Origin of the sequence: Acerihabitans arboris (assembly GCF_010131535.1) — a bacterium.
GTDB lineage: Bacteria > Pseudomonadota > Gammaproteobacteria > Enterobacterales > Enterobacteriaceae > Acerihabitans > Acerihabitans arboris.
Genome location: NZ_WUBS01000001.1, coordinates 163,918 through 178,456, shown reverse-complemented (window position 1 = coordinate 178,456; position 14,539 = coordinate 163,918). Strand labels below are relative to the sequence as shown.

13 protein-coding genes and 1 riboswitch are annotated in these 14,539 nt (G+C 57.5%); of the genes, 7 read left to right on the top strand and 6 right to left on the bottom strand.

Going from position 1 to position 14,539, the window contains the following annotated elements; translation table 11 throughout:
- Positions 1-117, bottom strand: a riboswitch (TPP riboswitch).
- Positions 118-158: 41 nt separating this feature from the next.
- A complete protein-coding gene (gene sgrR, locus GRH90_RS00775) occupies positions 159-1,838 on the bottom strand; it encodes an HTH-type transcriptional regulator SgrR (protein WP_162363990.1) in 1,680 nt (559 codons plus the stop codon).
- 92 nt (positions 1,839-1,930) lie between these two features.
- Between sgrR and sgrT the strand changes: the two genes are divergently transcribed.
- Complete coding sequence (gene sgrT, locus GRH90_RS00770; RefSeq protein WP_246235798.1) at positions 1,931-2,107, top strand: glucose uptake inhibitor SgrT; 177 nt, start codon at positions 1,931-1,933, stop codon at positions 2,105-2,107.
- Positions 2,108-2,474: 367 nt separating this feature from the next.
- Here the strand turns inward: sgrT and leuD are convergent, their stop codons facing one another.
- Genes leuD through leuA form a run of 4 tightly spaced genes read right to left on the bottom strand, consistent with a single transcriptional unit; the run spans position 2,475 to position 7,168 of the window.
- Entirely contained in the window at positions 2,475-3,077 is a 603-nt protein-coding gene (gene leuD, locus GRH90_RS00765) for a 3-isopropylmalate dehydratase small subunit (RefSeq protein ID WP_162363989.1), read from the bottom strand.
- Positions 3,078-3,090: 13 nt separating this feature from the next.
- Positions 3,091-4,491 (bottom strand): 3-isopropylmalate dehydratase large subunit, encoded by a 1,401-nt coding sequence (gene leuC, locus GRH90_RS00760; protein WP_162363988.1) that lies wholly within the window; start codon positions 4,489-4,491, stop codon positions 3,091-3,093.
- A gap of 5 nt (positions 4,492-4,496) precedes the next feature.
- On the bottom strand, positions 4,497-5,588 hold the full coding sequence (leuB, locus tag GRH90_RS00755) for a 3-isopropylmalate dehydrogenase (RefSeq protein WP_162363987.1): 1,092 nt from the start codon (positions 5,586-5,588) through the stop codon (positions 4,497-4,499).
- 2 nt (positions 5,589-5,590) lie between these two features.
- Entirely contained in the window at positions 5,591-7,168 is a 1,578-nt protein-coding gene (gene leuA / locus GRH90_RS00750; protein ID WP_162363986.1) for a 2-isopropylmalate synthase, read from the bottom strand.
- A 577-nt stretch (positions 7,169-7,745) separates the two neighbouring features.
- On the opposite strand from leuA, the gene ilvI reads away from it, so the two are divergent.
- From ilvI to cra, 3 genes are all read left to right on the top strand, one after another.
- Positions 7,746-9,464: an acetolactate synthase 3 large subunit gene (gene ilvI / locus GRH90_RS00745; protein WP_162363985.1), complete on the top strand. Its 1,719-nt coding sequence runs from the start codon at positions 7,746-7,748 to the stop codon at positions 9,462-9,464.
- Between the two features lie 2 nt (positions 9,465-9,466).
- A complete protein-coding gene (gene ilvN, locus GRH90_RS00740) occupies positions 9,467-9,964 on the top strand; it encodes an acetolactate synthase small subunit (protein WP_162363984.1) in 498 nt (165 codons plus the stop codon).
- A gap of 301 nt (positions 9,965-10,265) precedes the next feature.
- Complete coding sequence (gene cra, locus GRH90_RS00735; protein WP_162363983.1) at positions 10,266-11,270, top strand: catabolite repressor/activator; 1,005 nt, start codon at positions 10,266-10,268, stop codon at positions 11,268-11,270.
- 218 nt (positions 11,271-11,488) lie between these two features.
- On the opposite strand, the gene GRH90_RS00730 is transcribed toward cra, so the two are convergent.
- Complete coding sequence (locus tag GRH90_RS00730) at positions 11,489-11,932, bottom strand: L-alanine exporter AlaE (protein WP_162363982.1); 444 nt, start codon at positions 11,930-11,932, stop codon at positions 11,489-11,491.
- Between the two features lie 863 nt (positions 11,933-12,795).
- On the opposite strand from GRH90_RS00730, the gene mraZ reads away from it, so the two are divergent.
- From mraZ to ftsL, 3 genes are read left to right on the top strand one after another with little or no spacing between them, the layout of a single operon-like run.
- Positions 12,796-13,254 (top strand): division/cell wall cluster transcriptional repressor MraZ, encoded by a 459-nt coding sequence (gene mraZ, locus GRH90_RS00725; protein ID WP_162363981.1) that lies wholly within the window; start codon positions 12,796-12,798, stop codon positions 13,252-13,254.
- A gap of 2 nt (positions 13,255-13,256) precedes the next feature.
- Positions 13,257-14,201, top strand: coding sequence for a 16S rRNA (cytosine(1402)-N(4))-methyltransferase RsmH (gene rsmH, locus GRH90_RS00720; protein WP_162363980.1), 945 nt, complete (start codon positions 13,257-13,259; stop codon positions 14,199-14,201).
- Positions 14,198-14,518: a cell division protein FtsL gene (gene ftsL, locus GRH90_RS00715; protein ID WP_162363979.1), complete on the top strand. Its 321-nt coding sequence runs from the start codon at positions 14,198-14,200 to the stop codon at positions 14,516-14,518. Before rsmH ends, ftsL begins: the two co-directional genes overlap by 4 nt.
- Positions 14,519-14,539 lie beyond the last annotated feature (21 nt).

The window sequence follows — 14,539 nt, the reverse complement described above, 5'->3', positions numbered from 1 at the left end:
GCGCGGCGCACTCTCAAATCCCTTCGCCGGTATTAGCCGGATCAGGTTCGACGGGTATACTCTCAGCTCGCGCCCCGGCTAAAGCCATGCCGGAGGTTCGCACCCCGTTGAGAACAGGTTTAAGTGTAAAGGTTTTATCATCGGCTTAACAGCGCCGCCTACGCCTCCGACGGGTTGGACGCGTCCGGCGGCGCGAACCAGGCGGATTTAAAATCAAACCACCCCAGGGTGTTCATCCTGATACCGCGCATGCTGCGTTGTCCCTGCAGGATTAACCAATGGTGGAACAGCGGGTGCAGCCGGTAGTCGGTGACCAGCGATTGGCACCATTGCGCCGTCGTCAGGCTTTTGCCGCGCCATAACCGCAGATCGTCGGTTAAACCGGCCTGCAGGCAATGATGCATCAGCGGCATCTCGTAGAAGGTGGCGAACAGGGAATAGTCCAGCGGCAGGTAAAAATTGGCGCTGCCGAGCCACATATCGCTCTGGGCTTCGCCATTATGCCAGGTGGCGTAATCCACCGTATTGACCACCAGCGCGATATCCTGCCGGGCCAGCACCTCGCCGAGCGCGCGGCACAGATCGTCGAATTCCGAATGGGCGTGGTACACCGTCAGGGTGATGCTGTTGAGCCCCTCGGGCTTGGGGCGTGGCGTGGCGACCCGGCTATGGCGCCAGCGCGGCAGGATGCCGTAGGCCGGCGACCAGTAATGCTGGTAGGCCGTTCCGGCCTCGGCCAGCATGGAAATGGGATCGATGTTTTCACTCACCCAGCGGCGGATATCGTCATTTTGCATCAGCGGCGAGCGCCGATCGTAGAGCAGGAAATAACAGCCTTCCTCCAGCCGTGTCTCCAGCTTGTCATGACCGCTGTTGTCCGCCTGCAGCTGGACGCCGGAATAGCTGAGCTCGGCGGTCAGCTCCGGCAAGACCCAGATATTCACTTCATCAATCAGCGCGCGATAGCCGAAATAATCATCAAATGCGCGGATCTTCAACAGGCTGTCCCGGTTGTCGATGACCGCATAGGGGCCGGTGCCGACGGGACGGCGGGCAAAGTCCGGCATGGTCGCCCACTCCTGCGGCAAAATCATCGCCGGCACGCTGCCCAACAGCCAGGGCAGCCAGTCGTCCTGCTCGGATAAAAAGATATCGACGGTATTGGCGGTGGGGGACGAGACATCTCTTATATGACGGAACAGCAGATTGTCCCGCAGGCGCAGCAGCGAGTGGCGCACATCCTCGGTGGCCAGTTCCCGCCCATGGTGAAAATGAATGGCCGGGCGCAGGTAAAAACGCCATTGCAAGGGCGACACCTGTTGCCAATGATGGGCGAGATCCGCTTCCAGTTCCCCGTTTTCCTCGTTTATCTTGGTTAAACCGCTGAAGATCTGCCGCACGATATGGTTGTCCGATCGCCGTAGCGCGCTGCCCGGCAAGAGGTTCAGCAGCGGTCGATAATAAAGCACCCGCAAAATATGCTTGCCCTGGCGAAAGCTGCGGCCCAGATGGGAGAGCAGCATCTGGCGTACCGCGTCTTTATCCCCCACCAACTGGACCAATTGTTCGATACGATCCTGCTCCAGCAAATCTTCCGCCCGCTGCTGCTGCAACGCCAGGCCGGTATAGTGAAAAGTCAGATGGGAACGCTTGCCCCGCCCGGCGGCCGATTGCCACTCCAGCCAGCCCATCTCCTGCATGGTTTTCAGCAGCGAGCGGACATGGCGGCGCGTACAGCTCAGCGCCTGCGCCAGTTCACCCAGAGTAGTTTCCTGCGGCTGGCCCTGGCAGCTTTGCCACAGGCGGATAAATTGTTGTTGCAGGCGTGGGGAAGACATAAAAGAGGAACACTCCAGTAAAAGTCATCTGTTTTTCTTCCTATATATTAGGCCGATACTGGCCGGGTCGAAAGGGCAGAGTGGGGAATGGAATGATGAAAATTACCGTCTTGCGCCAGTTTTATCAGCGTTATTTTAACGCTCTCTGCGGGCGCGGCGTGATCCGGCCCGATAGCGGCCGCAGCGGACAGCGCATGGCGCTGTTGTTGCAGGTTACCCAATGGCATATTGATGCCCTTTCGGAGGACGAGTACCAGCATTGGACCTAAGGTCCATTGTTGGTGGTGTCGGCAGCGGCAAGGATGCTGCTGCCGTGATAAACGTAAGATGTTTTAATTGCGGTGAGGTCTACCGACCGGGCGGCGCGAGCAATCCGGTTTTTTTTTGCCGTAGGCATGGGAATGGGGACGTTTTGTGGCGGTTGCGTTTGCCGGCTGTGGGGCATGGGAGTGCTGGCGGTTTTGTTGGCCGGCTGTGGGGCATGGGAGTGTCGTGACAGTTTCGCTTGCTGAAAATTGCGCATTTTTATGCTGTGCCAGGCGCGGGCAAGCGACAAGAGGGGACGCCGCCGCCCGCGGCAAGAGAAACCCGCTCCCAGCGTGCCGATGTCGCCCGCCGCAAGCGAACGCGCCTCAATCAATGCAAAAACGCCGGCTGGCTCGCCTCATAATCCGCAATTGACCCTTCATGCTGCAGCGTCAGCCCGATGCTATCCAACCCATTAATCATGCAATGCTTACGAAACGCATCAATCTCAAACAAATAGCGCTTATCCCCGGCAATCACCCGCTGATGTTCCAAATCCACCGTAAAGGTCATGCCTTCATTAGCCTCGACCAGGATGAACATTTCATCCACCTGCTCCGGCGACAGGGCAATCGGCAGCAGTTGGCTGTTAAAGCTGTTGCCGTAAAAGATATCGGCAAAGCTCGGCGCAATCACCACCTGGATGCCGTAATCGGCCAGCGCCCAGGGCGCGTGCTCGCGCGACGAACCGCAGCCGAAATTCTCCCGCGCCAGCAAAATGCTGGCGCCGCGATAGCGCGGTTTGTTCAGCACAAAGTCCGGATTGGGCTGCTGGCCGGCATCGTCGAGAAAACGCCAGTCGTTGAACAGATGCTGGCCGAAGCCGGTACGGGTGACTTTCTGTAAAAACTGTTTCGGAATAATGGCGTCGGTATCCACGTTGGCGGCATCCAACGGCACCACCAGCCCGGTATGTTGCGTAAATTTAGCCATGAAGCTGTCTCCCTTAATTCAATTCGCGAATATCGGCAAAATGACCGCTAACCGCCGCCGCCGCCGCCATGGCCGGACTGACCAAATGGGTCCTTCCGCCGCGGCCCTGGCGACCCTCGAAATTACGATTGCTGGTGGATGCGCAACGTTCGCCGGGGTTCAGGCGATCGTTGTTCATGGCCAGGCACATGGAGCAGCCCGGCAGGCGCCATTCGAAACCGGCCTCTAAAAAGATCTTGTCCAGGCCTTCGGCTTCCGCCTGGGCCTTGACCGGACCGGAGCCCGGCACCACGATGGCCTGTACGCCGGCGGCGACGCGGCGCCCCTTGGCGATGGCGGCCGCCGCGCGCAGGTCCTCAATGCGCGAGTTGGTGCAGGAGCCGATAAAGACTTTGTCGATGGCCACGTCGGTCAGGCGGATGCCCGGCTGCAAATCCATATAGGCCAACGCCTTGGCGGCGGAGTTGCGTTCCGCCGGGTCGCTGAAGGAGTCGGGCGACGGGATAATCTGGTTGATGGCGATCACCTGGCCGGGATTGGTGCCCCAGGTCACCTGCGGCGCGATATCTTCGGCGCTCAGGGTCACCACCTTGTCGAATACCGCGTCGTCATCGGATTTCAGGGTGTTCCAGTAGGCTATCGCCTGCAGCCAGTTATCGCTTTTCGGCGCGAACTGGCGGCCCTGCAGATAAGCGTAAGTGGTGTCGTCCGGCGCCACCAGCCCGGCCTTGGCGCCCATCTCGATGGCCATATTGCACAGCGTCATGCGGCCTTCCATGCTCAGGGAGGTTATCGCGTCGCCGCAGAATTCCACCACGTGGCCGGTACCGCCGGCGGAGCCGGTTTTACCGATCACCGCCAGCACGATGTCCTTGGCGGTAATGCCGGGCGCGGCGCGGCCGGTTACCTCGATCTTCATGGTCTTGGCGCGGCCCTGCTTCAGGGTCTGGGTGGCCAGCACGTGCTCCACTTCCGAGGTGCCGATGCCGAAGGCCAGCGCGCCGAAGGCGCCGTGGGTGGCGGTGTGTGAATCGCCGCAGACGATGGTCATGCCCGGCAGGGTCATGCCCTGTTCGGGACCGATAACATGCACGATACCCTGGTAAGGATGGTTCAGGTCGTACAGCTGGACGCCGAATTCCGCGCAGTTCTTGATCAGTTCCTGCATCTGAATGCGGGCCATCTCGCCGCTGGCGTTAATGTCCCGGGTCTGGGTGGAGACATTATGATCCATGGTGGCGAAGGTCTTCGACGGCTGGCGCACGGGGCGTCCCATGGCGCGCAGGCCGTCGAACGCCTGGGGTGAGGTCACTTCATGGACCAAATGGCGGTCAATATATAATAAAGGCGTTTCTGCCGGCGCTTCGTAGACTACATGCGCATCATATAATTTTTGATATAACGACTTGCTCATACTGTTCATGCCCCCTGGATAATATAACCGGCGATGCGGCCGCCCATCTCGTCGGTGCCCAACGCGGAGCCGTCGCCGGCCAAATCGGCGGTGCGATAGCCGGCTGCCAGCGCCTGGTTGACCGCCTGCTCAATGGCGTCGGCGGCCTCGTCCAGGCCCAGGCTGTAGCGCAGCAGCAGCGCGGTGGACAGGATTTGCGCCACCGGATTGGCCAGGTTCCTGCCGGCAATATCCGGCGCCGAACCGCCGGCGGGCTCGTAGAGGCCGAATCCCTGTTCATTGAGGCTGGCCGAGGGCAGCATGCCCATCGAACCGGTGATCATCGCGCATTCATCGGACAGGATGTCGCCGAACAGGTTGGAGCACAGCAGCACGTCAAACTGGGACGGATCCTTGATTAACTGCATGGTGGCGTTATCGATATATAAATGCGCCAGCGTCACGTCCGGATAGTCCTGGGCGATTTCAGTGACAATTTCACGCCACATAATCGAGCTTTGCAACACGTTGGCTTTGTCGATCGAGGTCACTTTACCGCGGCGCTTGCGGGCGGATTCAAAGGCGATGCGGGCGATACGCTCGATTTCAAAACGATGATACACCTCGGTATCGAAGGCGCGCTCATGCTTGCCGCTGCCTTCGCGTCCCTTGGGCTGGCCGAAATAGATGCCGCCGGTCAGCTCACGTACGCACAGGATATCAAAACCGCGGGCGGCGATATCGGCGCGCAGCGGGCAGAAATCTTCCAGCCCCGGATACAGCCGCGCCGGGCGCAGGTTACTGAACAGCTTGAAGTGCTTACGCAGCGGCAACAAGGCGCCGCGCTCAGGCTGTTCCGCCGGCGGCAGATGTTCCCATTTCGGGCCGCCCACCGAACCAAACAGAATGGCGTCGGCCTGCTCGCAGCCGTTGACCGTGGCGGCGGGCAGCGGGCTGCCGTGGCGATCGATGGCCGCGCCGCCGACGTCGTATTCGCTGGTGGTGATGCGTACGCCGAAGCGCTCGCGCACGGCGCTCAGTATTTTATAGGCTTGCGCCATGACTTCGGGGCCGATGCCGTCACCCGGCAATACGGCTATATGATATGTCTTGCTCATGTTCACACCGTTTCCTGATAATCCCGTTTGTTGTTTTGTCCTTGCAGACGCTGCAGCTCTATCTCGACCTGCCCCGCCCGCCAGATGTTGTTCATCACATGTATCATCGCCTTGGCGGAAGACTCTATGATATCGGTGGTCAGGCCGACCCCGTGGAAACGGCGTCCGTGATAGTCCACCACGATATCCACCTGGCCCAGCGCGTCGCGGCCGTGGCCCTTGGCGGTGAGCTGATATTTTTGCAGCGTAATGGGATAGCCGGTAATCCGGTTCAACGCCTGGTAGACCGCGTCTACCGGGCCGTTGCCGGTGGCCGCTTCCGATTGGGTCTCTTCGCCGCACGCCAGTTTGACCGATGCGGTGGCCATATCATTGGAGCCGGACTGGACGCTGAAATAGTCCAGCCGGAAATGTTCGGGTTCTTCCTGCTGTTTGCCGATAAACGCCAGCGCTTCCAGATCGTAATCAAACACCTGGCCTTTTTTATCCGCCAGCTTGACGAACGCGGCATACAGCTCGTCCAGGTTGTAATCCTGTTCCTGGTAGCCCATCTCCTGCATGCGATGCTTCACCGCCGCGCGGCCGGAACGTGAGGTCAGGTTCAGCTGCACTTCCTTCAGGCCGATGGTTTCCGGCGTCATGATTTCGTAATTCTGGCGATTTTTCAGCACGCCGTCCTGATGGATGCCGGAGGAGTGGGCAAACGCATTGGAGCCGACCACCGCCTTGTTGGCCGGGATGGGCATATTGCACAATTGGCTGACAATCTGGCTGGTGCGGTAGATTTCCTGGTGATTGATATTGGTGTGCACGCCCATGATATCGGCGCGCACCTTGATGGCCATGATCACTTCTTCCAGCGCGGTATTGCCGGCGCGTTCGCCGATGCCGTTCAGGGTGCCTTCAACCTGCCGGGCGCCCGCCTGGACCGCGGCGATGGAGTTGCCGGTCGCCATGCCCAAATCGTCGTGGCAATGGACCGAGATAATGGCTTTGTCGATATTCGGCACGCGTTCATACAGCGAGGTGATGATGCCGCTGAACTGCAGCGGGGTGGTATAACCGACGGTATCGGGGATATTGATGGTCCGGGCGCCGGCGTTAATGGCCGCCTCGACGATACGGCACAGGTTGTCGATAGGGGTCCTGCCGGCGTCTTCACATGAGAATTCCACATCATCGGTATAGTTGCGCGCCCGTTTTACCGATTGCACCGCCATCTCCATGACCTGATCAAAACTGCGTTTCAGCTTGGATTCGATGTGCAGCGTTGAGGTGGCCAGGAACACGTGGATACGGAAGGCCTCGGCAACGCGCAGCGCCTCGGCGGCCACGTCGATGTCTTTCTCCACGCAGCGCGCCAGGCCGCATACCCGGCTATTCTTGATTTGGCGCGCGATGGTCTGCACCGACTCAAAGTCGCCTGGCGAGGAAACCGGGAAGCCTACTTCCATCACGTCGATGCCCATTCTTTCCAGAGCCATGGCAATCTGCAGTTTCTCTTTCACACTCAGGCTGGCTTGCAACGCTTGTTCGCCATCGCGCAGCGTGGTATCAAAAATTATAACTTGTTGGCTCATGATTAATCCTATCTTTGTTTTCTGGACACGTTGCGCAGGCAAAAAAAAACCCGCGCAGTGCGCGGGTTTTATATCTGGGACGTATGAGTCAGTTCTGAACTCCGTGTACCAGCGTACCGCGCATCGACAGTGCGAGTAGTAGTAGGCCTAGTAGACGGAAAGAAGTGAACATTATAGATCTGCGTCCCAGTTCATGAATGAGTAATTGTATTTATTGGTACAGGATTCAGTGCCGGGTGTCAACCTTTCATACGCAATGCTTATCGCCGCGCATATTTCGCGGCTATGCGGCGCAAATGTTAAGATGCTGTAATTGTCCCGTCAGGCAGTGCGGTGGGTTTAAAGCTAAAATAAAAGCAGTGTATTATAGCGTAAAAACAGAATCCGCTAGTGTAAAAATTATTGCTCCCGGCGGCGTGCTGATTTTTGCTATTTGCCTGCCCCATCATCTGGCGTTATCGTTACCGGTCATAAATTAATAACAAAAATATTTCAGGGGCTGTATTTTCATCCCTGTGCCAAGCGACAGCGGCAGGTTGCGCTGTTGGAGAACCTACGTAAGCCTGGAGGCAAACCCATGGAGATGTTGTCAGGAGCCGAGATGGTAGTCCGGTCGTTAATCGACCAGGGCGTGAAGCATATATTCGGTTATCCCGGCGGGGCCGTACTGGACATCTACGATGCGCTGCATACGGTAGGTGGGATTGAGCATGTCCTGGTGCGTCACGAGCAGGGCGCGGTCCATATGGCCGACGGTTACGCGCGCGCCACCGGGAAAGTGGGCGTGGTGCTGGTCACCTCCGGCCCCGGCGCCACCAATGCCATTACCGGCATCGCCACCGCCTATATGGATTCCATTCCGCTGGTGGTGATTTCCGGCCAGGTCGCCAGCTCGCTGATCGGTTTCGACGCCTTTCAGGAATGCGATATGGTAGGTATTTCCCGTCCGGTGGTAAAACACAGCTTTTTAGTGAAAAAAACCGAAGATATCCCCGGCGTGCTGAAAAAAGCCTTTTACCTGGCCTCCACCGGTCGTCCCGGCCCGGTGGTGATTGACGTGCCCAAGGACATTGTTAATCCGGCCAACAAATTTCCCTATTTGTATCCTGATTCGGTGTCGCTGCGTTCCTATAACCCGACGGTACACGGCCACAAGGGACAGATACGCCGCGCATTGCAAAGCCTGCTTGCCGCCGAGCGTCCGGTTATCTATACCGGCGGCGGGGCAATAACCGCCGGTTGCCATGAAGAACTGCGCCAATTGGCTGAAAAACTCAATATCCCGGTGACCAGCTCGCTGATGGGGTTGGGCAGTTTCCCAGGCACCCACCGCCAAAGCCTGGGCATGCTGGGCATGCACGGTACCTATGAAGCCAATATGGCCATGCATCGCGCCGATGTGATTTTTGCGGTCGGCGTACGGTTTGACGATCGCACCACCAATAATCTCCTGAAATATTGTCCGGATGCCACGGTGTTGCATATCGACATCGACCCGGCGTCTATTTCCAAAACGGTCACGGCGGACGTGCCCATCGTCGGCGATGCCCGCCAGGTGCTGGCGCAAATGCTGGAGCAACTGGAGCAGGGCGATAATCATCAACAGTTCGACGCGTTGCGCGACTGGTGGCAGGATATCGAACGCTGGCGCGCCCGCCACTGTCTGGATTACGATCATCGTAGCGGCAAGATCAAGCCGCAGGCGGTGATCGAAACCCTGTTCCGCCTGACCGGCGGCAAGGCCTATGTGACGTCGGATGTCGGCCAGCACCAGATGTTTGCCGCGCTGTATTATCAGTTCGACCAGCCGCGCCACTGGATCAACTCCGGCGGCCTGGGCACCATGGGCTTCGGGCTGCCCGCCGCGCTCGGCGTCAAGCTGGCGCTGCCCGAGGAAACGGTGATCTGCATTACCGGCGACGGCAGCATCCAAATGAATATCCAGGAGCTGTCCACCGCGCTGCAATACGATTTGCCGGTGGTGGTGGTCAGCCTGAACAACCGTTACCTGGGCATGGTGAAACAGTGGCAGGATATGATCTATTCCGGCCGCCACTCCCAATCCTATATGGAATCGCTGCCGGACTTCGTCAAGCTGGCGGAAGCCTACGGCCATGTGGGCATTTCCATTCAGTCGCCGGACGAACTGGAAAGCAAGCTGGCCCAGGCGCTGGCGCAGAAGAATCGTCTGGTGTTCGTGGATGTGATGGTTGACGGCACGGAACACGTCTATCCCATGCAGATTCGCGGCGGCGGCATGGACGAAATGTGGTTAAGCAAAACGGAGAGGACCTGAACATGCGCCGGATTTTATCGGTATTATTGGAAAACGAGTCAGGCGCGTTATCGCGGGTTATCGGCCTGTTTGCCCAGCGCGGTTATAACATCGAGAGCCTTACCGTGGCGCCGACCGACGACCCCACCCTGTCGCGCATGACCATCCAGACCATGGGCGACGCCAAGGTGCTGGAACAAATCGAGAAGCAGCTGCACAAGCTGGTGGACGTGCTGCGCGTCAGCGAGCTTGGGCAAGGGCAGGGCACCCACGTCGAGCGGGAAATCATGTTGGTTAAGGTGCAGGCCGACGGCGCCGGGCGCGAGGAGGTTAAACGCTGCGCCGATATCTTCCGCGGCCAGATCGTGGATGTCACCCCGTCGATGTATACCGTGCAACTGGCGGGCACCAGCGACAAGCTGGACGCCTTCCTGACCACTATTCGCGACGTGGGCGGCATCATCGAGGTGGCCCGTTCCGGCATCGTCGGGCTGGCGCGCGGCGATAAGGTGATGCGCTGATCAACCGCGTGGCCGGCACGCTCTCCCGTTAACACGCCTGCTTTGGCTTCGGTGTTGGCGGTCCTATCATGCCATGGGCGCGAGGCGGGCAGGAACCCCATGCCCGCTACAACCCCATTGGCACGCCCCCTCTTCGACACGCCGGGTGTAAGCCCGTATTAAGCAGTTTGCCGGTCGTTCCCCCGTTCGAATTCACTTCTTAACGTTTTATGCCGATAATTGTTGTAGCATAATGATATACCCCGATGAGACTATGGATATATCGGGTCACTGTTAAATCTTTCAGCGCAAAGGAGTCTCTGTGAAACTGGATGAAATCGCGCGCCTGGCAGGCGTTTCGCGCACAACCGCCAGTTATGTGATCAACGGTAAAGCGAAACAATACCGCGTTAGCGATAAAACCGTGGAAAAGGTGATGGCGGTGGTGCGGGAACATAACTACCATCCCAACGCGGTGGCCGCCGGTCTTAGGGCAGGGAGGACCCGATCCATCGGTCTGGTGATACCCGATCTGGAGAATACCAGCTATACCCGCATCGCCAACTATCTCGAGCGCCAGGCGCGCCAGCGCGGCTACCAGTTGCTGATTGCCTGCTCGGAAGATCAGCCGGACAATGAAATGCGCTGTGTCGAGCACCTGCTGCAACGACAGGTGGACGCCATTATCGTATCCACCGCGCTACCGCCGGAACATCCTTTTTACCAGCGCTGGGCCAGCGATCCTTTCCCGATTATCGCCCTCGATCGCGCCCTCGATCCGGACCATTTCATCAGCGTGGTGGGCGCGGATCGGGATGATGCGGAAATGCTGTCGCGCGAGCTGCGCAGTTTTAACGGTAAGTCGATTTTATATTTGGGCGCGTTGCCGGAACTGTCGGTGAGCTTCCTGCGCGAGCAGGGCTTTCGGCAGGGATGGGGCGATGATGCCCGCAAGCCTGATTTCCTGTATGCCAATAGCTATGAGCGTTCGTCCTCGGCGGCGCTGTTCAGCCAGTACCTGGAGAGCCATGATATGCCGCAGGCCATCTTCACCACCTCGTTTTCGCTGCTGCAGGGGGTGATGGACGTGACGTTAAAGCGCAGCGGCCGGCTGCCGGCCGATCTGGCGATTGCCACCTTCGGGGATAACGAACTGCTGGATTTCCTGGAATGCCCGGTGCTGGCGGTGGCGCAGCGCCACCGTGAGGTGGCCGAGCGGGTGCTGGAACTGGTGCTGGCCAGCCTGGATGAGCCGCACAGGCCGAAACCGGGGCTGACCCGTATCAGGCGCAGCCTGTTTCGTCGCGGCTCGCTCAGTCGCGCCTGAGGGCCGAGCCGGCCCTTCAACCCGCCTGCGTTAACATTGGGTGATGGCGGGCCTTATATCTAGACGGCTTGCTCTGGAGCAGCTAACCATTCCCGATTGATCATCGGGAAATCATGGGCGGGGTGGCGGCGGGCAGAAAAACCATGCCCGTCCCGGCCCCATCGCCACGCTCTCCCTTCAACACTCGCCGGGTTTAAGCGCATTGCTGCATACTATCGTTAATTGACGTATCCCGTCACATGAAACAGCCGTCGGCAATACTCGAGAAAATAGCCGTAGGCCACGCCCAGGATCATCGATCCCACCGCGTTGGATGTGACCGCCGTCATGATCTGCTGTGAATCCGCGCCGACCGCCAACAGGATCAGCACATAGACCGGCGACTGGAAACTGACGTAAGCCAGCAAATCGGCAATATTACGCGCCCAAAATTGATCCGGGCCATGGCGCCGCGCCAACTTAAGCACCGCATCGCGATACTGGCCGAACGGCCAGGCAATGACAATGTTGACCGGAACCGAAAGCAGTCTTGAAGATAAGGATTGTTGTAGCGTCATGCCGGACAGCAGGATCTCGATAACCATTCCTGCGATAAAGCAATACACCACTAAGGCAAATGTGTCAGCCGCGGCCATGCGTAAACGGGACGAGCGCGAAAACATAACAGGTAGCTCCAAAGGTAAAACGGTCGCTGGTCGATGCGCCAATACAGCTGTCTAGTGTTTTATTGTGCATATTCTATGGCGCATAGGTTACATCACTGGATGCAAGTAGTTAACTAGCTAATAGTTTTTATTTTAATCATAAGATCAGCTCCTTATGCTTAAAAATCCATGTTGTTGTTCAGGTTAGGCTATTTCATTCGGCTTGAAAACTTAAATGACTTATTTTCAACAAGTTATGTACTGAGGGTTAGGCGTGGGGAGGTGTGGTCCAGGAGGCGTTTTTTCACGGATAGGGGATTATTGCACTAATTTCTCCACTAAAGATGGGCGCTAGGAATATTCTGGATTGGGTAATTAAACTGGACTTTCTTAAATAAAATTGCCGAGAAAATCACCAGTTTTGTTGGTAAATAAAAGTAAAGGCAAGATTATTAGTGCCGGTACATCTTTTTATTCCTCCGGCCATTTTACATTTCATAATGTGACTGAGTTTATAAAAAACCTGCGCTAAAACAAATCCACCGGCGCCGGGCCAAGATGTCGATTGAGCGCGCCGCGCCGAAGGGCGTATAATCAGCGCTGGCGACCGCATCCCCTCTCCGGCGGCTTGGTTTCGGTTTATATCAAAAAATTGCTAATTTTTAATCAAAACACCGCGGTTATGAATATCATGATGTTATTAGTGTACTTTTTTGCCCCTCTGCAACTAATTCCCGTTAGAGTTTCTTAATTCATGCATAAATAATCCCATTCTTGCTCGTTAGTAGCTTGACAATGTTTTAATACCATTCGTACACTCTTTTGCGTGGGAATAAGTGGGGTTTCGTGGTGAAAAGGGTTTTTCGGGGGTAAATCGACAAATGTTCCGTGGGGCAACGTTGGTTAATCTCGACAGTAAAGGCAGGCTAGCCGTGCCAACCCGCTACCGGGAGAAGCTGATCGAGGAAACGGAAGGATTAATGGTGTGTACCATTGACCTCCACCAATCATGCCTGCTGCTTTATCCTTTACCGGAATGGGAAGTGATTGAACAAAAGCTTTCCCGCCTGTCGAGCATGAACCCCGCCGAACGTCGCGTGCAGCGCCTGTTGCTGGGTCACGCCAGCGAATGCCAGATGGATGGCGCCGGACGGCTGCTGATCGCGCAAACACTACGGCTCCACGCCGGGCTTACCAAAGAAGTGATGCTGGTTGGGCAATTCAATAAATTTGAATTGTGGGATGAACAGACCTGGTATCAACAGGTCAAGGATGACATCGACGCTGAACTGTCGGCGCAGGAACCACTTTCTGCGCGACTACAAGACTTGTCACTATAGCTATGGCAGAAACTTATCAACATACCACCGTTTTGCTGGATGAAGCGGTTAACGGCCTGAACCTGCGCCCCAATGGCATTTACATTGACGGCACGTTTGGGCGCGGCGGTCATTCGCGTCTGATCCTGTCCCAACTTGGGGCGGACGGACAACTGCTGGCTATCGATCGCGATCCGCAGGCCATTGAAGCCGCACGCGCCATAGATGACTCCCGGTTCAGCATTATTCACGGGCCGTTTTCAGCCATTGCCGACTACATGTTGCAGCGTGGGCTGACCGGCCGGGTCGACGGCATACTGCTGGATTTGGGCGTGTCATCGCCGCAGCTTGACGATCCGCTGCGCGGATTTTCCTTTATGCGCGACGGGCCGCTGGATATGCGCATGGACACCAGCCGCGGGATGTCCGCCTCCGAATGGCTGGCCAAGGCCGGCGCCGACGATATTGCCTGGGTGCTGAAGACCTTTGGCGAAGAGCGTTTTGCCAAACGCATTGCCCAGGCCATCGTGGAAAAAAACCAGCAGTCGCCGATGACGCGGACTCACGAACTGGCCGAGCTTATCGTTAACGCCAGCCCGTTTCGTGAAAAACATAAGCATCCGGCGACCCGGAGCTTCCAGGCGATTCGCATTTATATCAATAGCGAGCTGGAAGAACTTGAACGGGCGCTGGATAGCGCCCTTGGCGTATTGGCTCCCGGCGGACGTCTGTCGGTCATCAGTTTTCATTCGCTGGAAGACCGGCTGGTAAAACGTTTTATCCGCGACCATAGCCGCGGACCGCAGGTGCCGGCGCGCATGCCGTTGACCGAAGCGCAGATTGCCGAACAGGGCGGCCAGGCGCAGCTGAGGCCGGTGGGCAAAATGCAGCCCTCGGAGCGGGAAGTGGCCGCTAACCCGCGCGCGCGCAGCTCTGTTTTACGCTTTGCCGAGAAGCTGTCGTCATGATGGGCAACGAACGGCACGGCCTGGTCGGCGTTATCGGCGGCGATTTGCTGCGCAAGGGCAAGATACCGGTCATTTTGCTGGTGGCCGTGTTGGTGTCCGCGATCCTGGTGGTGACGACCACCCATGAGACGCGGCGCTTAACCGCCCAACGCGAGCAACTGGTTTTGGAGCGGGACGCGCTGGATATTGAATGGCGCAACCTGATCCTGGAGGAAAACGCCCTGGGCGACCATAGCCGTGTCGAACGGTTCGCCACGGAAAAACTGATGATGCAGCATGTGGATCCTTCACAGGAAAATATTGTGGTTCAACCTTAACGCAACCGGATAACACAACAT

Excerpts from the sequence above, each read along its gene's own strand:
- ilvI (WP_162363985.1), top strand. The coding sequence starts at position 7,746 with ATGGAGATGTTGTCAGGAGCCGAGATGGTAGTCCGGTCGTTAATCGAC.
- GRH90_RS00730 (WP_162363982.1), bottom strand. The coding sequence starts at position 11,932 with ATGTTTTCGCGCTCGTCCCGTTTACGCATGGCCGCGGCTGACACATTT.
- ftsL (WP_162363979.1), top strand. The coding sequence starts at position 14,198 with ATGATGGGCAACGAACGGCACGGCCTGGTCGGCGTTATCGGCGGCGAT.
- ilvN (WP_162363984.1), top strand. The coding sequence starts at position 9,467 with ATGCGCCGGATTTTATCGGTATTATTGGAAAACGAGTCAGGCGCGTTA.
- sgrT (WP_246235798.1), top strand. The coding sequence starts at position 1,931 with ATGATGAAAATTACCGTCTTGCGCCAGTTTTATCAGCGTTATTTTAAC.
- leuD (WP_162363989.1), bottom strand. The coding sequence starts at position 3,077 with ATGGCTAAATTTACGCAACATACCGGGCTGGTGGTGCCGTTGGATGCC.
- leuB (WP_162363987.1), bottom strand. The coding sequence starts at position 5,588 with ATGAGCAAGACATATCATATAGCCGTATTGCCGGGTGACGGCATCGGC.
- rsmH (WP_162363980.1), top strand. The coding sequence starts at position 13,257 with ATGGCAGAAACTTATCAACATACCACCGTTTTGCTGGATGAAGCGGTT.
- leuC (WP_162363988.1), bottom strand. The coding sequence starts at position 4,491 with ATGAGCAAGTCGTTATATCAAAAATTATATGATGCGCATGTAGTCTAC.
- mraZ (WP_162363981.1), top strand. The coding sequence starts at position 12,796 with ATGTTCCGTGGGGCAACGTTGGTTAATCTCGACAGTAAAGGCAGGCTA.
- leuA (WP_162363986.1), bottom strand. The coding sequence starts at position 7,168 with ATGAGCCAACAAGTTATAATTTTTGATACCACGCTGCGCGATGGCGAA.
- sgrR (WP_162363990.1), bottom strand. The coding sequence starts at position 1,838 with ATGTCTTCCCCACGCCTGCAACAACAATTTATCCGCCTGTGGCAAAGC.